The organism is Paenibacillus sp. FSL R7-0272 (assembly GCF_037969905.1).
GTDB lineage: Bacteria > Bacillota > Bacilli > Paenibacillales > Paenibacillaceae > Paenibacillus > Paenibacillus polysaccharolyticus.
Window position 1 is genome coordinate 96,455 of the sequence record NZ_CP150221.1, and the last position, 21,159, is coordinate 117,613.

The 21,159-nt window shown below is 45.3% G+C and carries 24 protein-coding genes and 1 riboswitch; of the genes, 12 read left to right on the forward strand and 12 right to left on the reverse strand.

What is annotated here, in order from left to right; genetic code table 11:
- Positions 1–79 precede the first annotated feature (79 nt).
- Positions 80–427 carry a hypothetical protein gene (locus MKY23_RS00440; protein WP_090924893.1) on the reverse strand — a complete coding sequence of 116 codons (348 nt, stop codon included), beginning with the start codon at positions 425–427 and terminating at the stop codon, positions 80–82.
- Positions 428–580: 153 nt separating this feature from the next.
- Here MKY23_RS00440 and MKY23_RS00445 point away from each other — a divergent pair, with 153 nt between their 5' ends.
- The 4 genes from MKY23_RS00445 (at position 581) to MKY23_RS00460 (ending at position 2,663) form a co-directional block, all read left to right on the forward strand.
- Positions 581–922 (forward strand): hypothetical protein, encoded by a 342-nt coding sequence (locus tag MKY23_RS00445; RefSeq protein ID WP_090924892.1) that lies wholly within the window; start codon positions 581–583, stop codon positions 920–922.
- Between the two features lie 25 nt (positions 923–947).
- Positions 948–1,124, forward strand: a complete 177-nt coding sequence (locus MKY23_RS00450; RefSeq protein ID WP_221790065.1) for a hypothetical protein — start codon at positions 948–950, stop codon at positions 1,122–1,124.
- Between the two features lie 22 nt (positions 1,125–1,146).
- Entirely contained in the window at positions 1,147–1,299 is a 153-nt protein-coding gene (locus tag MKY23_RS00455) for a small acid-soluble spore protein P (protein ID WP_123067169.1), read from the forward strand.
- 269 nt (positions 1,300–1,568) lie between these two features.
- Positions 1,569–2,663: a hypothetical protein gene (locus tag MKY23_RS00460; RefSeq protein ID WP_090924890.1), complete on the forward strand. Its 1,095-nt coding sequence runs from the start codon at positions 1,569–1,571 to the stop codon at positions 2,661–2,663.
- Positions 2,664–2,829: 166 nt separating this feature from the next.
- On the opposite strand, the gene MKY23_RS00465 is transcribed toward MKY23_RS00460, so the two are convergent.
- Both MKY23_RS00465 and tadA read right to left on the reverse strand, forming a co-directional pair.
- Complete coding sequence (locus MKY23_RS00465; RefSeq protein ID WP_221790067.1) at positions 2,830–3,402, reverse strand: GNAT family protein; 573 nt, start codon at positions 3,400–3,402, stop codon at positions 2,830–2,832.
- A 49-nt stretch (positions 3,403–3,451) separates the two neighbouring features.
- Entirely contained in the window at positions 3,452–3,952 is a 501-nt protein-coding gene (gene tadA / locus MKY23_RS00470; RefSeq protein WP_221790069.1) for a tRNA adenosine(34) deaminase TadA, read from the reverse strand.
- Positions 3,953–4,283: 331 nt separating this feature from the next.
- Here tadA and MKY23_RS00475 point away from each other — a divergent pair, with 331 nt between their 5' ends.
- Entirely contained in the window at positions 4,284–6,623 is a 2,340-nt protein-coding gene (locus MKY23_RS00475) for a PAS domain S-box protein (RefSeq protein ID WP_339834447.1), read from the forward strand.
- Positions 6,624–6,641: 18 nt separating this feature from the next.
- Positions 6,642–7,343 carry a pseudouridine synthase gene (locus tag MKY23_RS00480; protein ID WP_339834450.1) on the forward strand — a complete coding sequence of 234 codons (702 nt, stop codon included), beginning with the start codon at positions 6,642–6,644 and terminating at the stop codon, positions 7,341–7,343.
- Positions 7,344–7,545: 202 nt separating this feature from the next.
- Here MKY23_RS00480 and motB read toward each other — a convergent pair whose 3' ends face one another.
- On the reverse strand, positions 7,546–8,364 hold the full coding sequence (gene motB / locus MKY23_RS00485) for a flagellar motor protein MotB (RefSeq protein ID WP_339834453.1): 819 nt from the start codon (positions 8,362–8,364) through the stop codon (positions 7,546–7,548).
- Positions 8,351–9,151 carry a flagellar motor stator protein MotA gene (gene motA, locus MKY23_RS00490; protein WP_090924884.1) on the reverse strand — a complete coding sequence of 267 codons (801 nt, stop codon included), beginning with the start codon at positions 9,149–9,151 and terminating at the stop codon, positions 8,351–8,353. The genes motB and motA overlap by 14 nt, the downstream gene beginning before the upstream one ends.
- 235 nt (positions 9,152–9,386) lie before the next feature.
- Here motA and MKY23_RS00495 point away from each other — a divergent pair, with 235 nt between their 5' ends.
- Entirely contained in the window at positions 9,387–9,680 is a 294-nt protein-coding gene (locus MKY23_RS00495; RefSeq protein ID WP_154960662.1) for a hypothetical protein, read from the forward strand.
- A gap of 212 nt (positions 9,681–9,892) precedes the next feature.
- Positions 9,893–10,186 (forward strand): 4a-hydroxytetrahydrobiopterin dehydratase, encoded by a 294-nt coding sequence (locus MKY23_RS00500; protein ID WP_090924882.1) that lies wholly within the window; start codon positions 9,893–9,895, stop codon positions 10,184–10,186.
- A gap of 113 nt (positions 10,187–10,299) precedes the next feature.
- On the opposite strand, the gene MKY23_RS00505 is transcribed toward MKY23_RS00500, so the two are convergent.
- The 5 genes from MKY23_RS00505 to MKY23_RS00525 form a co-directional block, all read right to left on the reverse strand.
- Complete coding sequence (locus MKY23_RS00505) at positions 10,300–10,659, reverse strand: cytochrome c (RefSeq protein ID WP_154960663.1); 360 nt, start codon at positions 10,657–10,659, stop codon at positions 10,300–10,302.
- 148 nt (positions 10,660–10,807) lie between these two features.
- Positions 10,808–11,305, reverse strand: a complete 498-nt coding sequence (locus MKY23_RS00510) for a GNAT family protein (protein WP_339834460.1) — start codon at positions 11,303–11,305, stop codon at positions 10,808–10,810.
- A gap of 362 nt (positions 11,306–11,667) precedes the next feature.
- Entirely contained in the window at positions 11,668–12,123 is a 456-nt protein-coding gene (locus MKY23_RS00515; protein WP_244159491.1) for a C40 family peptidase, read from the reverse strand.
- An 18-nt stretch (positions 12,124–12,141) separates the two neighbouring features.
- Positions 12,142–12,279: riboswitch (cyclic di-AMP (ydaO/yuaA leader) on the reverse strand.
- A 293-nt stretch (positions 12,280–12,572) separates the two neighbouring features.
- Complete coding sequence (locus MKY23_RS00520; protein WP_339834463.1) at positions 12,573–13,427, reverse strand: hypothetical protein; 855 nt, start codon at positions 13,425–13,427, stop codon at positions 12,573–12,575.
- Positions 13,428–13,437: 10 nt separating this feature from the next.
- Positions 13,438–15,429: a M1 family metallopeptidase gene (locus MKY23_RS00525; protein WP_339834466.1), complete on the reverse strand. Its 1,992-nt coding sequence runs from the start codon at positions 15,427–15,429 to the stop codon at positions 13,438–13,440.
- Positions 15,430–15,530: 101 nt separating this feature from the next.
- Here MKY23_RS00525 and MKY23_RS00530 point away from each other — a divergent pair, with 101 nt between their 5' ends.
- Entirely contained in the window at positions 15,531–16,034 is a 504-nt protein-coding gene (locus tag MKY23_RS00530) for a YwhD family protein (RefSeq protein WP_090924876.1), read from the forward strand.
- A gap of 201 nt (positions 16,035–16,235) precedes the next feature.
- On the opposite strand, the gene MKY23_RS00535 is transcribed toward MKY23_RS00530, so the two are convergent.
- Positions 16,236–18,314 (reverse strand): PBP1A family penicillin-binding protein, encoded by a 2,079-nt coding sequence (locus tag MKY23_RS00535; RefSeq protein ID WP_339834470.1) that lies wholly within the window; start codon positions 18,312–18,314, stop codon positions 16,236–16,238.
- Between the two features lie 259 nt (positions 18,315–18,573).
- Here MKY23_RS00535 and speE point away from each other — a divergent pair, with 259 nt between their 5' ends.
- Positions 18,574–19,401 carry a polyamine aminopropyltransferase gene (speE, locus tag MKY23_RS00540; RefSeq protein WP_339834473.1) on the forward strand — a complete coding sequence of 276 codons (828 nt, stop codon included), beginning with the start codon at positions 18,574–18,576 and terminating at the stop codon, positions 19,399–19,401.
- Between the two features lie 13 nt (positions 19,402–19,414).
- On the forward strand, positions 19,415–20,284 hold the full coding sequence (speB, locus tag MKY23_RS00545) for an agmatinase (RefSeq protein ID WP_090924873.1): 870 nt from the start codon (positions 19,415–19,417) through the stop codon (positions 20,282–20,284).
- 238 nt (positions 20,285–20,522) lie between these two features.
- On the opposite strand, the gene MKY23_RS00550 is transcribed toward speB, so the two are convergent.
- Positions 20,523–20,654 (reverse strand): hypothetical protein, encoded by a 132-nt coding sequence (locus MKY23_RS00550; RefSeq protein ID WP_260410934.1) that lies wholly within the window; start codon positions 20,652–20,654, stop codon positions 20,523–20,525.
- Between the two features lie 234 nt (positions 20,655–20,888).
- Here MKY23_RS00550 and MKY23_RS00555 point away from each other — a divergent pair, with 234 nt between their 5' ends.
- Positions 20,889–21,146, forward strand: a complete 258-nt coding sequence (locus tag MKY23_RS00555; RefSeq protein ID WP_339834478.1) for a hypothetical protein — start codon at positions 20,889–20,891, stop codon at positions 21,144–21,146.
- Positions 21,147–21,159: the final 13 nt, after the last annotated feature.

A 21,159-nucleotide genomic window follows, 5' to 3' on the forward strand; every position in this document is an offset into this window, starting at 1 on the left:
CTAACGGGAGTTACTCGTAGGGGTGCTTTTATGAAGAAAATTAAAAGCATACCTAGAACGGTATGCCTTTAAACGAAACCTATGTAGTTTTGGCTTGCTTTTTAGATACTGCTATTTTCTTCTGCAATTCTTTATGTGCAGCAAAACTCATAATAAGGAAGATTAGGTTAACGACCGCAAAGACCGAATAGCCTGGTTGATACGTTATTGCTAATAACAAAGCTATCACTTCTGCTACGACTAGAATTGAAAAGGTTGTAAATGGTAATGTGAAAATAAAAGCCCATGCAATGAATTGAACGAAGATTAGTCCTCCGCTTAATATGCGTGTAGTCTCTCCATCATAACCTACAGGTTGTGTTGTCAGAAACTTAAAGAACATGAATACAAGCCAAAACGCGAAGATGATGCCTGTGGCAACTCTCAATAGATGATTCCCTCCTAACTCTATATAATGAAATGATTGTATCATGCACAATTGAATTTGTAATCATTTTAATGAAGTTTATGGTATGGCCAGATTCATTCATGCATAAAAACAACGTCTTCTCCGCACGTTATAGAAGTGGAGGTGGTAAAGATGAACCGCGAACTAAACATTGATCAGAACGAACTTGTAGGTGCTTGGCAGGAGCGTTTGCCTGAAGTCTTGAATGTGGGTGATCAGGCACAGGTTATGGCAGACGAAGCAAATCATCAGGCGATTCGGATACACATTGCTACAGCAGGTCACGAAATGTACTCTTTTGATTTTAAATGCCAATATGTTGATTCCCGTGAGGTCAGTGTAGAGCTAGTTGACGTGGAACGGGATGGGCGAACAACGGATGAGCGCACAGAACCGATTCAGGAACTGGCGCATGATTACACTCGGCATATTCACGAGTGTGCTCAGTCACTGCAATCGATAACGAAATCTTAACACGAACCAAAAGGGGTCGAATGGAATGACTAAAGCCAAATTGGGTGTGGATAAAAACCTGCAAAATGTTGTTGGAGATCTCGAACAAACTGTGGTTAACAGCCATCATGCACAGCAAATACAGCAAGATTCCAATGATCGCCGCCATCAGGATGCATTAAATCATGATAAAACGGAAGATAGAGACCCATCTCATTCCTAACCTATGATGAGGAGGCACTTATATGAGTAAACCAAAAGCAATTCCTGTACCCGAAGCTCAGGATAACCATCAGCAACGTCATTCATCCAAGCGTTCTTCCATGCAGGAACCATTGTCTGGCTCTAAAAAAGTGAAGAATCAGAATCATGTGGATCATCTAAATCCGGAGGGGTAACCTATAATGTTCTCGTGCAAAAGATAAGTACCAAACATAAAAAATCACTTCATTTCGAAAGTCCCTTGTTACCTAACAGGGGGCTTTTGCGTATTCATACATATGGAAAGACTAGCAGTCAGATCATCCCGTACCTGACATAGGTCTTTCTAGCCATTTTCAAGAGGAAAAATCACAATTTTCCCAAATTAGGTTTCAGTATCGGCCGAGATGGTATATCATTGGTATTGAATTATTTTTTTGGGGTTATCACGAGAGGAGAGAAACAAATGACTAAACGCATGGGGGCGCTTCTTCTTACGTTGTTGTTAACCGTATCTTTGGCTTTAACAGCATGTAGTAGCAAGCAAGAACCAAAAGAGGCATTGAAGACGGCTGCAGCGAATGCTTCTAAATTAACTTCGTACGAAATGAGTTCCAACTTTACAATTAATGAGTTGAGCTATAAACCTGGTGATGCATCTCAGACGGATCAAAGCATGACCCAGTTTATGAGCATGCTGAAGGACGCACAACTGAATGTCACAGGTGTATACCAAAGCGAGCCAATGCAGACAGAGATGACCGTTGGCATCGAGCTTAAAGGCGATATGGGGATGACTTTTAACATTCCTATGGTAATGACCAAAGAGAAATTGTATATAAAAGTGCCAAACATCCCATTCTTCCCGATTCCGGAAAATATGGTGGGCAAATTTATTGAATTCGACTTGAAAAAGCTGGCGGAGCAAGAGGGTACAGAATTTAACCCCGATGCACTGGACGCAGCCAAAACACAAAAGCTGAGCAACGAAATCATGGATGCGGTACTGGGTGAGTATGATGAAGCTAAGTTCTTCAAAAACCTCGACACCAAAGATGCAAAGTTGCCTGAAGGTGTAGACGCGAAGCAGGTTGTACAATTCTCTGTAAACAATGACAATGTGAAAGAAGCAGTTACTGTACTGGTAACCAAAGCACTTCCTAAAGTGATGGATATTGTCTCTAAAGAAGAGTACAGAGATATGTTGCAATTGAGCCAAGCAGATATTGACAAAGCCAAAGAAGATTTGAAAATCTCTGAAGCAGATCAAGCTGAAATGACTAAAGATCTGGATAAATTGAAAAACGTTCTGACAATCAACACATTCAACATTGATTTTGCGTTGGATAAAAACGACTTCCCAGTTTATCAAAAAATGGTCGCTGACATGCTGATCAAACCGGAAGATACCAAAGACGAAATGAAATTGGCCTTCACTGGTTCGAACACATACACTAAAATTAACGAAAAGCCTGAATTCAAAATCAACATCCCAACGGGTGACGATGTAATTACGATGGAAGAGTTCGAGCAATTGATGAACTCCTCTTACGGATATTAGGATCTAAACCTGATCTACAAATAAAACCCGCCTGATACTCAAGCAGAGAAAGCTCTTTTCCTGCTAGTATCTAGGCGGGTTTTATTTGTATAAATACCACTCGCTCCTGTACACAAGGAATGATGTGTTTATTATGTAGACAATCACTGAGGGTGCGGCAATGGGCTTAGCGCTGTAATTCATCTCCCAAATCTTCGGCAAGCACGGCGTAGATTTGATGATCCTGATAGACCCCGTTAATTTTCAAATATTTACGAGCGATCCCCTCATGCTGGAATCCGTTCTTCTCCAGTACCCGCTTAGAACCCTGGTTTGATGGCAATACAGCGGCCTGCACCCGGTTTAACTTCAGAACACGAAATCCATAGGCTACAGCCAGCTTTACCGCAGCAGTCATTCGTCCACCGCCTTGATAGTCCGGATGGATGAAGTAACCCATATCTGCATAATTAGCAACGCCGAGCACAACATTGTTCAGACTGACTTGCCCGATGAGGAGGTCATCCTTAATCGTGAAGATACCGAACTGATAACCGGTACCCTCGTCAGCAGCTCGCACGCGATCCTCAATGCGCCGGGTCTGAGCTTCAAGCGTGTAAAAATCATTTTCGCGAATTGGTTCAACTGCTTGATAAGGGATGCGGGTAAGCTCAATCAGTTCAAGATAGGCTTGTGCATCTTTGATGTCGAGTAAACGAAGACTTATGCCATGAGCTGTATCGTATAGTGTTAGTGCCATTGCAGCAAACATCCTTTCTCACATATTGTTTTCTTATGTTACAGGGTTATTATTTTTTACGCAAACGTCTGAAAAATTGAGTCAGCATGGAAGAACACTCCGGTTGTAGAACATCAGGGATAACCTCGGTTCTATGGTTGAAGCGCGGTTCTTGAAGTAAATTCATTAATGTCCCTGCACATCCTGCTTTGGGATCCGCAGTACCGAAGATAACGCGTGGAACCCTAGATTGTACAATCGCACCGGCACACATTGGACAAGGTTCGAGAGTAACGTACAGTGAACAGTCCAGTAAGCGCCAAGCTCCAATGACTTCGCTTGCCTCTCGAATGGCTACCATCTCCGCATGGGCAGTAGAATCGAGCGTGGTTTCCCGCAGATTATACCCACGACCGATAATCTCGTTGTTACGCACAATTACGGCTCCGATGGGTACCTCACCAAGCGCCTCTGCTTTCTGGGCTTCTGCAATAGCCTGCCTCATCCAATATTCATGCAGCTCTTCCTCGGGCAGCACTGTGAGATCAGGCTGGGGAAAATCATCCTTCATAGGCGTAAAACTCCCTTCTTCAACATTTATTCAGCGAACAAACATTCGGTTTGTTAACATGTTGTGCACAGAATTGTGGATAACTATTAGTTAATCACATAGTTATGAACATACTATCCACAACCCTGTGGATTTGTGAATAAATCAAGTGATACATCTCATTGCATTTCATGAAAAGTGAACATACAACAATATTCGATCTATTCAGCCAGAGCGGTAACTTTCGGGCAAAGGGCGATTATCCTTTTCAAATAGTCATACAAGCGTTATGATGGGTATAGGTTTTGCCATATATCGCCAGAGGGCATAAGCCGAGAGGTGAAGAACGAATTTGTCTATTAAAACGAAATTATCCATGATTATGTCGTGCTCGGTGCTCGTTATTTTGGTATTAAATATCGCACTGAGTTATTATACTACAGAAGAGAATTTGAGGCAGGATAGTGAGAACAAGATGGTACTCACAGCGAAACAGATCGCAATTTCTGTCGAACAAAATCAGTACAGTGCAGATTATGTAAAAAGACAGATTGGAAACAATCTGTGGCTTGCTTCTATTATGGCAGCAGAGGAATTAGATCCAGACATCAAGAACATTACCAATGAAGATCTGGTTCGTTTGAGTAAAAAAGTAGGTGTATCCCATATCTCACTCCTGGAACAGACGGATAATGACATTGTGGTTAACAGGTCCTCTGATCCAAGGGAGATAGGGCTCTCCACGAAATCAATGACGTACTGGTATCAGGCGTTTAAGCAGTTATTCGAGAAGCATCAGGTAACGATTCCCGAGGGGCAGAAGCTTGATCATTTCTGGTCAGATGGTTTCGAGTATTCGACGTCCAGTCCTACAGATATTGATATCTGGGGTTATTACCATGATGGAAAGAGAAATTACATAATCAACCCCTTCTATAATAATACTGAAGTAGATGACTATGTGAAGATCTCTAGCCCGGATGAAATCTTAAATAAAATCCGTGAAGTCAATCCCTCCATTTTGGAGATTACAGGCATTAATCCATTGACTTTTGCGAGCCCGGATATGAGCGATGATGGAAGAGATACGAACTTCAGCAAACTGAATAACAGACCGATCCGTTTTGGTACATATCAGTATGGCTCGGTAGATGAAGACCATCGTGCTGTGGTGCGAGCTGTTCGCACAGGGCAGAATGTATCTTTCGTGAGTGAAACACATGATCAGAAGGTTTTGAAGAGTTTTATTCCGATTTTCACACCGAATGAGTCTTCATATGTGATCAGTATTGTCATGGATTACAAACAAATATCCTCGATGGTATCTGAACAGCTGGTCAGCCATGCTTCGATATCTCTGGTTTTGCTGGAGATTGTGATCTTTGGCAGTTACTTGCTTGCTGGTTACATTACACGTCCCATCCAATCGATCTTGGGCAAGGTGAATGATGTGGCGGATGGGCATTTTGATTTCCGTCTGAAGATTAAACGCAAGGATGAGCTGGGACAGCTCGCCAACCGGATTAATGCGATGATTCGAAATCTGGGTCACTATACAAGTCGTCTAAAGCAGATGTATGAAGAGAACCGGGCAGTGAAGGAGCATCTGGAGTCTATCATTAATCAGACAGCTGATGCAATTCATATAACAGACCTTGAAGGAAAAGTGCTACGGGTTAACCGTGCATTTGAACAATTATATGGTTTTCGTAGCCGTGAGGTGGAAGGACGTTCGCTCAAGATTATTCCTCCTGAAGCGGAAGAAGAAATGAAGCAGCAGCATGCACAGCTTATTGAAGGCATGTCGATTACGTCTAATGAAACGATCTGGATGAAAAAAGACGGAACCCGGGTTGAAGTCAGTGTAAGTACGGCGCCTGTACGCGACGAGGCTGGTGAGATTACAGCTCTCATCAGTGTCTCAAGGGATATTACAAGCCGTAATCGGATGGAAGAGCTGCTTAGAAGGTCGGAGAAGCTAACGACGGTTGGACAGCTAGCCGCCGGAGTAGCCCATGAGATTCGAAATCCACTTACAACGTTGCGCGGTTTCCTACAGCTTCAACAGGAGAGCAACAAGCTAAATCATCGCCATCTGGATCTGATGTTATCTGAGCTTGACCGAATCAACCTGATCGTAGGCGAGTTTTTGATTCTGGCGAAGCCGCAAGCAGTTCATTTTCAAGAGCGAGATATTCGTTTCATTCTTGGGGATGTTATCTCATTGCTGGATAGTCAGGCACATCTGCACGGGGTTGAGTTTGTGTTGCATGCATCATCGGATTCAGCTATGGTACACTGTGAAGAGAATCAGTTAAAGCAAGTATTCATCAATGTCCTCAAAAACGGTATGGAAGCTATGCCGAATGGAGGAAGCATCCATATCAAGCTGAAGATTAACGAGCAGGCCAACCGAGTTAGGATTGAAATTAAGGATGAAGGCATTGGCATCCCGGAAGAAATGATGGCAAAGCTTGGTGAGCCGTTCTTCACGAACAAAGAATCCGGCACAGGACTCGGCCTCATGGTAAGTCAGCGAATTATTCAATCCCATAAGGGCATGATGGATATTAAGAGTGCTATGAATAGGGGAACCACTGTCATTATTGAACTGCCGGCTTCTGAAGTGCAGACACAGTTACAGGAGGCAGATCCATCAGCGGAAGAACAACAACCAGATGAAGAGAACTAGATGAGGTGAGATGACCTTTTGCGTATTAATAAATTTATTAGTGAGACAGGTTACTGCTCCCGCCGAGCAGCCGACAAATTAATTGAAAGTGGTCAGGTGACCATTAATGGCATCAAGGCGGAGCTCGGCAGTCAAGCAGAAGAAGGCGACGATGTTCGAATCAACGGGAAGCCGATTAGTGAGAAGAAAAAGCATGTGTACATTGCGTTGAACAAACCCGTGGGAATCACAAGTACAACTGAACAGCATATTCAGGGGAATATTGTTGATTTTGTTGGGCATCATGAACGGATCTTCCCGATCGGACGTCTAGACAAGGATTCGGAAGGTTTAATTCTGATGACGAATGATGGGGACATCGTGAATCGGATTTTGAGATCCGAAGGTCGTCATGAAAAGGAATATATTGTAACGGTTGATCGGACAATCACACCAAGCTTCCTCAGGGGAATGAGCACCGGTGTTAAAATCCTAGGTGAAATGACGCTGCCTTGCACCGTAACTAGAATGACAGACCGTGTGTTCCGTATTATTTTGACGGAAGGCAAGAACCGTCAAATCCGGCGGATGTGCAGTGCATTCGGATATGAGGTTCGCAAGCTGAAGCGGATTCGTATCATGAACATTCATCTTGGAGAGCAGGCAACAGGAACATGGCGGGAGCTTACATCTGCTGAAAAAGCAGAGCTGGGCGGCTTACTGGACTATTCGTTGGAATAAGGAATACTGAATATGAAACGGGTGAAGGCCCGCCTTAACATTAGCACGAATGAAAAAGCATTGTTTCCTTTAAGAGGAGACAATGCTTTTTAGTTTAAATACAGGAGGACACCCATATACTCGACGCCTCAAAAAAGAGAAAAACCGCTCTCCATCAGTTTCAAGGAGAACGGTCTTAAACTCATTCCGTGCTGAAGGACTGCTAATTGCCACCACTCACGGATTTTACATTCGCATTGTTACTTTGATACTTCCGGATAATGGACACTTCTACACGCCGATTCTGTGCTCTTCCGATATTTGTATCGTTGCTGGCGATTGGATGATACTCCCCGTAACCACTAGGTGTGAACTTGGAAGGATCAAGCTGCGGGTTCAGCAACAGGATTTTCAGAAAGTTCAGAGCACGATCTGCACTCAAATCCCAGTTATCCTTATATTGGTTATTGGAAATGGGAATATTATCGGTATGGCCGGATACGACAACTTCATACTCAGGGAACTCTTGCAGCATGCTAGAGATCGCTTTGGCCAGTGAACGTGATTCAGGCTTCACATCTGCTCGCCCAGAGGAGAACAACGCTTTATCACTGATGGTGATCTTGAGTTCAGACTGGTTGAGTTTGGTATTCAGTTGGTCTGATAGTCCATTCTGAGAAATATACTTGTCGAGTCGCTTCTTGAGTTTTTCCAGATCTTCCTGTTCCTTTTGGGCCATCTGGGCATCCGTAATCTGAGCAGGAGTTTTCTTTGTGATTTCCTTCGGTACTTCCTTGTTCTTGCCTAAGTCTGTACTGGAGTCCGTTGGATTCATTGACGTGTGATCCAGAACACCGGAACCTCCGTTGAGTGCACTGCTTAGTGCAGAGGCCATTTGCTCGAATTTGGCAGCATCTAGTGAACTCATGGAGAACAGGGTGATGAACAAGGCGAGCAACAAGGTCATTAAGTCGGAATAGGGAAGCAACCAACTTTCATCAATATGCTCCTCATGCGGTTCGTGTTTTTTACCCTTTTTCACCTGATGATCCCTCCTTCTCTTCCAGTTGTTTACGTTCGGAAGGTGTCAGGAATACGGATAACTTTTGGTTGATGGCAATAGTAGATACGCCAGATTGAATAGACAAGAGTCCTTCAACCATCATCAACTTGATTTCCATCTCTTTCTTGGACATCCGCTTCAGCTTGTTGGACATCGGGTGCCATAACACGTAACCACTGAAGATACCCAGGAGGGTTGCGATAAATGCCGCTGCAATAGCATGAGAGAGCTTCTCCATGTCACTGAGGTCGGCGAGTGCCGCAATCAGGCCTACGACGGCCCCGAGAACGCCGAGGGTTGGTGCATACATCCCCGCCTGAGCGAAGATCAGTGCGCCGCCGCGATGTCGTTCTTCGGTCGCATGAATATCTTCCATCAGTACATCACTGACGAACTCCTGGTCGTTACCGTCAATAATCATCCGCATGCCGCTGCGAAGGAACTGATCATCAATCTCTTCTACTTTTGATTCCAGAGCGAGCAAACCTTCACGACGGGTAGTGGAAGCCCAGTCCATAAATGTGCCAATTAGAGAAACGCGGTCAATCAGTTCTTGCTTCTTGAAAAGGATACCGAATAACTTCGGAATCTTCTTAACTTCAGACATAGGAAACGCCATAAAGATGGTTCCTGCCGTACCAACGAAGATAATAACGTATGCTGCCGGGTTATTAACGAGGTTAATCAGCGGAGCACCCTTCAAAAACATACCGAGTACAAGGGAGACTAACCCCAAAACTAGTCCGATAATCGTTGAAATTTCCATCATACACCTCATCCATGAGATAAAATTGAATCCTTTCAGGCGGCAGAATTCGGGCTTCCAGACGAAGGTTCTGCTGCAATCCGTTGCATGTCTGGCAACCTCCATGGCTACCGAAAACGAATGAAACGGTCATGTATAGTATTTATCGACCAGATGGGCTTTTTTTTTAAGGGTTATTTTCAGGTATAATAAGATCAAATCCGCCTTTTACAAGGTGAGTGGGAGTGAGAAGTCAATGGGCGTAAAGCATGGACGTGATTATGAAGGAATATTGACAGATTTAACAGTGGCCATAGGACGCATACCGGATCGCTATGTTTTCTTTGAAATGGATGCGGAAGAGTGGGGGAGACTAGGGGAACCGGAACAGCTCGAGGTAGACGAAGCACTGGCGGAGGACTTGTTCTACGCGCTTGGAGAGGAATCCGTCATTCCGGTTGGGAGCGGTGTGGTGATCCATGACAAAGAACAACACCGGATCCATATTTTGATTGGAGAAGAAGAGCTAACCTTTGTACCTCTAATTTAACATGTGTAGTGACGATAAAACCTTGCGCTTCAAGGCACTGAGCCATCTGTTCTATGGATTTTGGTGCTTTGACGTGGTAAGATGATACTCATGAAAAAGGCGCCGCTGGGCGGTGGCCTGCCTTTTAGGCTGTATGGGCAGCATGTAAAGGTGCCGATGGTCATGTGGATGTAAGTCCGCGATGTCTCATCATATGGGGAGGAAGATAACGCATGGTTTTTACGCAAGAGGAAGTCGAAGCTCATCTGGGAAGGCTTGAAGGCTGGGAACTGGAAGAGGGACGGTGGATTGTCCGCAAATTTGTGTTTTCTAACTATATGAAAGGGATTGCTTTTGTGGATGAAGTCGCTGCGATTTCGGAAGCATTCAATCATCACCCTTTTATTACTATTGATTATACAACGGTTACACTGCGTCTTACGTCTTGGGATGCAGGTGGCATTACATCGGTAGACATCAAAGAAGCAGAGCAGTACAACGAAGCTTTTGAGAAAATGAGAACATAATAATCTGCACCAACGTTGTCTGCAGGATGATGTTTGTAATGCATACCAAAAGAGGCTCTTGTCTCCCTAACGGGAGGGTGAGAGCCTCTTTGATGCCTTACGCGCAGAATGCATTATTTCTTCTCTGCTAGCCACATTGCAATGTGGGCGATTTCTTCGTCTTGCAGTTTGCCTTTGAACGAAGGCATACCGCCGCCTTTACCTTTGACAATGGTGGAATAGATTTTCTCCACATCGTCCTTGCTGCCGATGTTCGCAAGAGCTGGGCCTACGCCACCTTGAAGCTGATCGCCGTGACAGGAGATACAGTTGGCCTTCACTAGTGTCTCAGCCTGTCCGGCGTCCATAGCCACTTCAGGCATGGTTGGTTTGGCTTCCTGAGCCACTTCTTCTTTACCTGGAAGCGTAAACATTAAAACAATAGCTAAAGCACATGCTGCAAAAAATACCCCGCTCATGATCCATTTGTGCATCCCTTATGTCCCCTCCAGAATGAAAGATCATCTAACTCAAACTATCCCTATCATTATAACGGAAGCTGTAGCTACATCATAGCATTTTGTGGTAAATTTTTAAACTAATCACAAAAGAGAGACCAATTAAAGCCATTTAATCGTGGGTTTACTCTCTCGGACCTTCATAGACCATGCAATGGAAAGGCTTTAAACCATCTGGGGTTTGGCGTTCATATGTATCCTGGATGACAAATCCGCTTTTTAGATATACCTGAATGGCACGGGTATTCCAAGTCAGTACTTCAAGATCAATTTCATTGGATGGATTTCGGCGGATGGCCTCTTGTACGATCGCAGTAACAAATGCTTTGCCGAGACCTTGACCACACAGATCGGGGCGCATACCGAGACCGATTCGTGTGACATGCTGGAGCGGAAAATATTGTGCAAACCCATAAACCTGGTCATGTTGATCCAGGATAATGGCATATTGTTGTTGTCTGAGCTGTGCATCACCGAACTCGACTTCGAGTGCTTTCATCTGTTCCCAAGGAAGCCAGCTATAGATATTGTAAGGTGGGGCGTATTTCCAGCCACATATAAGTTCAGCATGTTCTTCTTGCATCGGTACAACATGAAGTATCAAAGAGGCTTCATTCTTCATATAACAGTGCATGCTCCTTTCTTCAATATCCGTATCATTGTTCACTCTACAAAAGAGCTGTGTATTAGGCAAGTCTTCATATGATCAAATAAAAATTGAAACAAAAGTCGTGATCATTCCGTTTATATTATAACAGGCTGGGTAAAAACATGATAAGGGCACGGACAAACGAAAGCAGGCGAACGTGTTAGTTCACATACACACCATGACTTGCAACATCGGAAACTACACAGAGTCAGAAAGCATAAAAAAACCGCCGGATACATTCCTGCGGAGAATGTACCGGGCGGTTCTGTTTATACTTCGTATTTCGTTACAGTAGAGTTACATGGTTCCAACATCATGTTGATTACAGCTTGTACCTAGTCAAGGGCCAGTGACTCATAATCGTCCGTACTCATGATCCGTTTAGCGCCAACGTAGCGGTTAGCCCAGTAGTTCTCACTCAAAGAGCTGATCGTTACACCTTTGGAAGAAGAAGAATGTGCAAACTTGCCACTTCCTACAAAAATGCCTACGTGTGATATACCTTTACCTGTTGTGTTGAAGAACACCAGATCTCCAGGTCTCATCTCCATGCGAGATACGGAATCACCCATGTCGTATTGGGAGCTAGATTGACGAGCCAAATCAATACCTAATTTGTCGAATACATACCGTGTGAATCCGGAGCAGTCAAAACCGTCAAGCGTTGTTCCTCCGCTTTTGTATGTAGTTCCCATTGCTGAATCAATTACTTTATCCATCTTAGAATCTGCAAATGCGCTGCCTGCTCCAAGTGATAATGCAAATGTGAGGCTAAGTACTGCTGCGGTCAGTTTCTTCTTAAACAAGTGATATACCCCTTCCAACGCCTGCGAGGTTAGCTTAAGGATTCGGTTGAAGGTCCCCTATGATCCCTCTGTTTCAAGATCAATTCACCCATAACTGGTTCCCCCGCTTCCCAGGTGCCAGGAATTTGGCTATGCTAGTTATGCACCTGAAAAATGAAAAGAAAATTTAATTTTAAGGATTTAATTTAAAGTTGTTACAAATAAGGATTTAAAGATTACAAAGTTGTTACTAAAAACTCACTGCGCTTATTGTACCAGAGGCTTAGTACTTTGGCAACGTTTAGCAGTAAAATTAACAAAAAAAACCTCGACCTTTGACGGGGAAAGGTCGAGGTTTGCGTATTTATACGTAATAACCAATGAAATGTTTAACATGAGATGGTAACATTTCTTTATTTTTGAAAGCGATCTCAGATGGCGTGTAACATTTTAGTTCAACGTATATGATTTTCATGTCTGGTAGATGTGGACTGCCATAAACGGAAATGACTACATACTTTCCACATACTGAGTAGGCTTCGGGCAAGCGGATAGGATTGTTGCAGGATTAATCCGGATAGTCCTGTCAAGAACCAGGAGGCGGAAGTGAATGCACCAAAGATCAATAAATGCACAACTCCCAGCACCAGCGCAATGCCGATGACAGCAAAGATGCGGCGCACAGCAATCCACAGTCCCTTGAGCGTCCCGTGAATTCGCCCTTCTGCATCCGGGTCAGAAATACCAAACTGCATGTAGAGCACTGCATGATGTACAATCCAGCCATAAATAATCCAGCCTGCTACATATGGAATGCCGGGAAGTAATAAATGAAGAGAATGAAAACTGTCCATTATTGTAGAAAACAATTTGGGCAGAAGCCAGTATGCAGGCAAGAACATGAGAAAGGTACGTATAGTGTGTAGCAATATCATGGGTTTCCATAACGTTTTGATGCCCCGAATAAAAGGAATGCGTTCTTCAGTAGATTGATAATGTTGCAGGGAGTAGAGTAACCCGGCCTGAATAAGTGGACTGATCAGCAGGCGAAGCAATAACATGCCGCCCAAAATCCACAGATAACGCTGGACCTCCGGACCGGACAGGCTGAGCTGGCTTTCCATTTTGAATAAAAGTGTGCTTAGCTCGCCGACATCATCCGTTGGATAACGTAGTAATAGAGGAACGACAGCCGATTGAACCAACCGGTAGATGAAATAACCCCAAGTTAATTGATAGATAAACAAGAGTGCGGCAATAAACATATGCTGACGGACAAGAAACCAGCCTTCACGAATTTTTGCTTTCACTGTCTCCACCTCACCATGACAGACCTCCGAATATGGCTTCAATTAGTTTCGTAGCACTCATGTTCCAGCGGGATTTGACTTGCTCGTCCAGTCCGGTTCTCAGGAAATTGTTCATATGGCGATTTTCGAGCACGATGTCATACAAAGGGTCAGTCATGGCCCAGGTGACAGGAGATGTATATGTCAGTTTATAGGTGACGCGCTCCTCGCGGCCATCCCAGTGTTTGGTTACGGTATGGCCGTCCTCAAACGCAATCCGAACAGGAACCTTGGGAAAGTCACTGCCCTTTTTGACAATGGTGACAGAGGACTCGTACATTTTTTTGCCGTCCTTCTCTATAGAAGAAACGTTGATCTTCTCTACAGCAAAATCGGCCATGCCGTTCCGGTAGACATATTGGTCAAAGTAATCCGCCCAGGAGGTGCGGGTGACTTGCTCAACCACCTTTTGAAAATCGCCCGTTGCGGGATGTTTAAAGCGATATTTTTTTACATACGTCGCAAGGATTCGTTCCATGGTCTTCGCTCCGACTTGCTGTTCAATGCCGAGTAGCACCAGTTTGCCCCTTGTGTACACGTTGGAAGCATATTGATTCTGTGAGTCAAACTTCCACGAGGGCTGTGTTAGAGGAGCCGGAGATGTGATCAGACCTGATTGTACCGGTAGATTCGGAATCAATCCGTATTCCTGTTCCATCAGTTTATCTTCTGCATAGGAGGTGAACCCTTCATCCAGCCAGGCCTCCTCAAACTCATTGCTCGCAACCATGCCGTAGAAGTATTGATGTCCAATTTCATGAACAACGGTGCGTTCCAGATCGTAACCCGGTGTTGTGTCATCGGCCCCAAAGGCTGTAATGAGAGTTGGGTACTCCATGCCTCCGGCCCCGTTTGCGGCTTTTGGCGGAACCACGATAGATAAGGTGGCATAAGGATAGGGGCCAAACCACTTGCTGTAATTCGTTAATGCGGCTTTGGCTGCAAAGAGATACCGCTCCTTCAGATCCTGATGTGCCGGATCAAGGTAGAGTTTAATACGTACACCGGGCACGTTGGGGGCAGAGAAGGGTTCCTCCGCATACACAAAATCAGGTGAGGCTGCCCAAGCGAAATCATGCACATCATCGGCATAAAATTGATACACTTTCTCACCATTCTTCAAGGTTGCCTGCTGCGTGGGGAATCCGGTTGCTGCCACCTTGTATGTTTCGGGTACTCGGATACGCACACTGTAGATACCGAAGTCAGCATAGAACTCGGAGTTCCCGTGATACTGATGCAGGTTCCAGCCTTCTATGGTACGGCCCCGTCTTCCAACAGGCTCGTAAGCACTGAGTTTAGGAAACCACTGGCCTGCCATGACAAAATCATCTGTTTTGCCCATCCTTGCGAAAATTTTGGGTAAACTTACTTCAAACGATGTGCGTATTGTGATGCTTTCCCCGCCCTTGACGGGTTTAGGGAGACGAACCTTAATCAGCGTTTTGTCTTTGATGTTCCCGTCATCCGGCTGTACATACTGCATCCGGTGTAGCAGAGAGAGCCCATCCTCCGTCTGCATGTCAGTAAACTTCATGGAGCCATAACCATCTGTAGGCATGACATCGCCGCGAAGCTTACCGCCCGATTCTTTCATAAATGTAGTATCCGCAGAGGAGAATGCATTAGGGTACATATGAAAATAAAGTTCGTTCACCGTTTTTTTGCCCGGATGAGTCCATGTTATGGTCTGTGTGCCTTGCAGTTTGTTCCCCTCGTTCAGCTTCACATCCATGTGGTATTCAACCACACGATTGCTGTATACCTCGGCTGTAGGGGATTGTACACTTTCCGGGGGGGCGGGCGCTCCGTTTTTGGCTGGAGGCTTGCCCGATTCTGGAGCGAGTACGGGTAACTCAGATGAAATGGAGCGATTGTAACCGAGTGTGATCCATACCCCTCCGGCAAACAGGCATAAGGCCAGGGATATGATGAGCCAGCTCTTGGCGCGTCGTGGAATCATCGTTCAATACCTCCCGTTGACAAGCATCTACAGCATGTATATGTTTGCATTGGGCCAATTATTAGTTAAAATATTTGTATCAACTCTTGGAGGCTATGAACATGGACCAAAATGAGCAAAACGGCAAGAAACAGATTGCCTTGAATATCGTGAGTGCAAAGAGCAAGCATAAAGGCTTTGGTTCAGGCTCTATTGATCTGAACAATCTTTCTCCGGTCATCATTGACCAGGGCGAAGCGAAAATCGACATCGGTGCCATGCACGCGAAGAGTAAAGTGGAACGAGGCATTAAATTTTCAACGAATCGTGAAGACGTTCCGAATGGACGTCAGGTATGGCTGGTATGGGTCGCTGTGGATCGTACAGAGCAAGGACAGTTGTATGGCGGGGCAACGGCATGTGAGATGTGGATTGACACGGAAGCCAAACGGGGGTGGAAGCTGCTCGCGGATCACGTCAACCGGATGGATTATGCGATGAAACGCCGATTTATGCTGGATGAGCTGGGACCGCAAGACAAAGCGGCACTGAAGACTCTTCTGATCTCTCATAATGAAGAATGGTGGAATGCTTCCCCGGATGAATTGAAAGAGGCACTTGCCTAACGGGAAAAAAGAAAAAAGCAACAAGCCCCGAACCGGCAGGTTATCCGGTTTCGGGGCTTGCTTTATTTTTGTGATGAGGATGTAGCGAAGGCTTCATACAGTCGCCTGCATATTTATGAATCCTCCATGTAAATATATGGAGTCTGTTAAACCGGCCATCTTCTTGACGCAATCAAGTCATTACGGATATGCGTCATTCTGTCATTCTACCCACCAGCGTTTGAAATCACTCCACCAAGAACGCTTCTGCTCCTGTACCCCTTTTTGGTTCTGTGCTTCGCGCGCCTTATCGTCCTGAGGATTGTCCAGTGGCTCCGTCTCGCCACGGCAGACTTCAGTCGGCTCCGTTCCCTGAATAAACACTTCCAGCCGTTTCTCTTCGCAGCCGTTACCAGCGAGTTTTCCGGTTTCCGGGTTAATGTAGACACTCACGACCTGATCAGGTACAGAGAAGATTTTTGGAGGGACACTTGCAAGGGCTTGTTCCGTAAACTGAGCAAAGATCGGGGCTGCGCGTCGGCCATCCGATGTCGAGATCGCTTTGCCCTGATCATAGCCCACCCATACAGCGGTGGACAGCTCTGGGGTGAATCCAACCAACCAGGCATCCGTATTGGTTGTTCCTGTTTTGCCAGCCACCGGACGTTTGATGGTGGCAGATACCCGATTGCCTGTGCCTCCGTTCTCAAAAACACTCTCCATCAGACGTGTCAGTACGTAGGCTGCTGCCGGTTCCACCACAGTGTCTGCTTTGGTCTGCGGAGATTCATACAACACACGCCCTGCCGCATCCGTCACTTGTAAAATAGCTACGGGTGGTGTCCGTTGTCCTCCAGCAGCAATAACGGAGAAGGCGGAGGCCATCTCCAGCGGACTGACAGGTGAAGTACCCAGTGCAAGAGAAGGGACAGGACTCAGCTTGCTTGTAATACCGAGCTTTTGAGCCATGTTTACGACTTGTTCTGGACTGATCTTCATAATCGTGTTGACCGCGTAGATGTTATCAGATGCAGCGATGGCTTGGCGAAGATCAATCTCACCTAAATATTTATCGCCGAAGTTGCCGGGTTTGTACGTTTTGCGGTCATTATCGTAATGGAACAGGGTAGGCTGGCTGTTGAAAATAGATGCACTGGTAAGCTGCTTCGATTCGAGAGCAGCGAGATACATAATCGGCTTAAAGGCTGATCCCGGCTGGCGTGTTGTTGTCAGCACATGGTTGATCTGATTGGTACGATAATTTTTGCCACCAACCATCGCTTTAATGTAACCGGTGCGCGGGTCAATCGACACGAGTGCGGTCTCCAGCTCGCTTTTCGCATCCATACCTTTGACAACCGCCATTTCCGCAGCCTTCTGCACTCGTAAATCCAGTGTCGTGTAGATGTTCAGCCCGCCGTGATCCAGCATCGCTTCGCTGATGCCAAGCTCCTTCACTGCAAGACTTCGAATGTAGTCGCGGAAATACGGTGCGTTCTCCACCGTCTTGCGCTCGCCCTCGGGTTTGAAGTTCAGCATTTCTTCGTAGGCGGAGTCCGCTTGTTTTTGCGTAATTTTACCCGTTTCAATCATGGCTTTCAGCACAATCTTCTGTCGATCCTTGGCATTTTTCATATGATTGTAGGGAGAATAATAAGTCGGTCCCTTCGGAATACCCGCAAGCATAGCGCTCTCGGCCAGATCAAGTTTCTTTGCGGATTTGCCAAAATACATCTGTGCAGCTGCCTCAATACCATAGGCACCGTGACCATAATAGATTTCATTTAAGTACATCTGCAAAATTTCATCTTTGCTGTATTTCATCTCAAGCTGTGCAGTATACATGGCTTCCTTGGCTTTGCGTGTCCATGTTTTCTCGTGGGACAGGTAGAGATTACGTGCCAACTGTTGGGTCAGTGTACTTGCTCCTTGAGACATTCGCATGTGCTGGATGTTGACAAGGACAGCTCGTCCCATGCCTTGAATGTCAAATCCGAAATGCTGCCTGAATTTACGATCCTCTACGGCTAGTGTAGCGTTCACCAAATCAGGGGTAATATCCTGAAGTTGTACGGGAATCGAATCCTTGCCGCCAGCGGAGAAGGTGGCGATGACTTCACCTTGACTGTCGAGTAATCTTGAGTTGCGATCCGAGTCAGCAAGGGGCAGACTGGTTGCGTATAGATATACCAAAATGGCAGCTATGGCAATCAGGCCGAGCGCCGTAAGTATGGATAGATATTTGATGAATTGGAGTACACGGAACCCGCGTTTGCGGGTCTTGACACTTGGCTTGTTCATGGAACGGGCTCCTCTCTTTTCTTTCCAGTATGGGACGGGAATAACCGGGATATTCAATTGGGCTGCGAAGTGAACAAATTCTAGCCAATTTTGGCCTGAAAACCGTTTTACAGTTGAATCGTCTATCGCGTATAATGCAAAAGGGTAATGAAAAGGTAGGGTTCGGCACAACATACTAAAGCATGTGTGGACGAACAGACCAGTGATTATGCATTTTAAAATGATCACTCATTACTTTTACGGAAAGAAGGTAGCGATCATGGAATTGTGGTTTACAGAGAAGCAGACCCCTGTGTTCGGCATTACCGCTAAGATTAAGCAGACTTACGTCACGGAGCAAACGGATTTTCAGGATCTCGTGATGGTTGAAACCGAAGAATTCGGAAATATGCTTGTACTGGACGGCATGGTGATGACGACGGTTAAGGACGAGTTTGTATATCATGAAATGGCGGCACATCCGGCCTTGAACACTCACCCAAACCCGAAAAAAGTGCTGGTGGTTGGCGGCGGTGACGGCGGTGTAATCCGTGAAGTCATCAAACATGCGGCTGTAGAAAAAGCAGTTCTCGTCGAAATTGACGGTAAAGTGATCGAATATTCCAAAATGTATTTACCTGAAATCGCCGGCAAGCTTGATGAGCCGAACGTTGAAGTGCTCGTTAACGATGGTTACATGCATATCATTGAACATAAAGATGAGTACGATGTTATTATCGTAGACTCAACAGAACCTGTAGGCCCAGCTGCTCCGCTCTTCGAGCGTGGTTTCTATCAGGGGATCTATGAAGCACTCAAAGAAGACGGGATCTTCGTTGCCCAGACGGACAACCCTTGGTTTAAGGCGGATCTGATCCAGAAGGTGAACAAAGATGTCAAAGAAATCTTCCCGATCGTACATGTGTACGGCTGTAATATTCCAACCTACCCAAGTGGTCTATGGACATTTACCATGGGCAGCAAAAGGCATGATCCACTTGAGGTAGACGAGGCTCAAATTCCGGAGATGGATACGAAGTATTACTCTCCACGTCTGCACAAAGCGGCATTTGTACTTCCAAAATTCGTGGAAGATTTAACGAAATAAAGGGGAAATGAAGATGAAACTGGATCAAGCTTATTCAGGAAACGTATTTATTTGCAGCTCTGAGGATTATGAAAATTCGAAAGCGGTCATCTACGGTATGCCGATGGACTACACCGTCAGCTTCCGTCCGGGTTCCCGTTTCGGCCCGGCTCATATCCGTCAGGCTTCGGTTGGACTTGAAGAGTACAGCCCGTATCTCGATAAAAGTATCGTGGACATGACCTATTTTGATGCGGGAGATTTGTTGTTGCCATTCGGTAACGCAGGACGCAGTCTTGAGGTTATCCATGAGTACATCGGCAACCTGCTGGCAGATGACAAGTTCCCGATTGGCCTGGGCGGCGAGCATCTGGTGACATGGCCCGTGATTCAACAGATGTACAAGAAATATCCGGATCTCATTCTGATCCACATTGATGCACACGCAGACCTTCGTGAACACTATGAAGGCGAGCCTCTGTCTCATTCCACACCTGTGCGTAAAGCTGCTGAACTGATGGGCGGTCAAAATATTTATCAATTCGGTATCCGTTCCGGCTCCCGCGAGGAATTCCAGTATGGTCGTGAGAACATTAACTTCTACCCGTTTGAAGTAGCGGCTCCAATGAAGGAAGCTCTTCCGAAAATGGGCAACCGTCCAGTTTATGTAACGATCGACATCGACGTGCTTGATCCGTCTGCTGCACCAGGAACTGGAACAGCAGAAGCTGGTGGAATCACATCCAAAGAACTGCTTGAAGCGGTTCACATGATTGCTGGATCGGATGTGAACGTTGTTGGCTGTGACTTGGTGGAAGTAGCACCAATCTATGATCCGACACAACAGACACAGATCGTAGCTGCCAAGTTGATTCGTGAAATGCTGCTTGGATTCGTGAAGTAAGTGAACTTAACTTCTGTTTCAAGCTATGTTATACTGGAAACAGAAGTGTTAGTAATATATTTAATTAATATATTGTGGTCGTGAAGTATAGGGTCTGCGGGTTCGACCATATACTAAATAAAGAGTCATTATCGTTGGCGCGATAATGACTCTTAGGACCCGAAAGGCTGTGGATTGCCACGGCGTGCATGAATTAAATAATGTTATTCAAGCAAAACCCACCGTCAGGCGATCAACCTTATGAGGTGGGTTTTTGCTTGTTCCGAAACTTTTTACGCAACCAACGGTAAAGCCTTCGTCCACTCAGCACAATGCTGAGGATCGCAGCAATCCACCGGATTACATCAAGCAACGCCACAAGTTTGACCATCGACGTCACCCCCTTTCGGACAGCAACGCCGTGATCATAAAACATCCACACTCAATCATAAGTCCATACCCCTAATTATAGCACATACGTTCCTGTTACTCTATGATTAGTTACTTGATATTTCATATATTCATGAGATATTACATAGACATGAAGCAGGACATCGACTGCTTAATTATGTATAATATGGAATGGAAGTGAGGTGGAGATTATATGTACGCCATTCGAGCACATTTGAGTATGTTCCCCAAATGGTTTGTTACCATAACAACCATATTTATTATTCAACTTGTTGTAGCCATGACGGGTTATTTTAATTTCAGCTTTCTGCTTGTAAATCTGGCAACGTTATTTGGTGCTTATGCCGCCAGGGAATATAAATTTAATAAAATCTCTTTCGTTTTATGTCTGATCCTAAGTATCAGTTTTGTTATGCTGGCTATTCAGTCTTATTCATTGTCATCTGCTTTCACCCGAATTGTTACGTTATGATGCGCGATTTGGG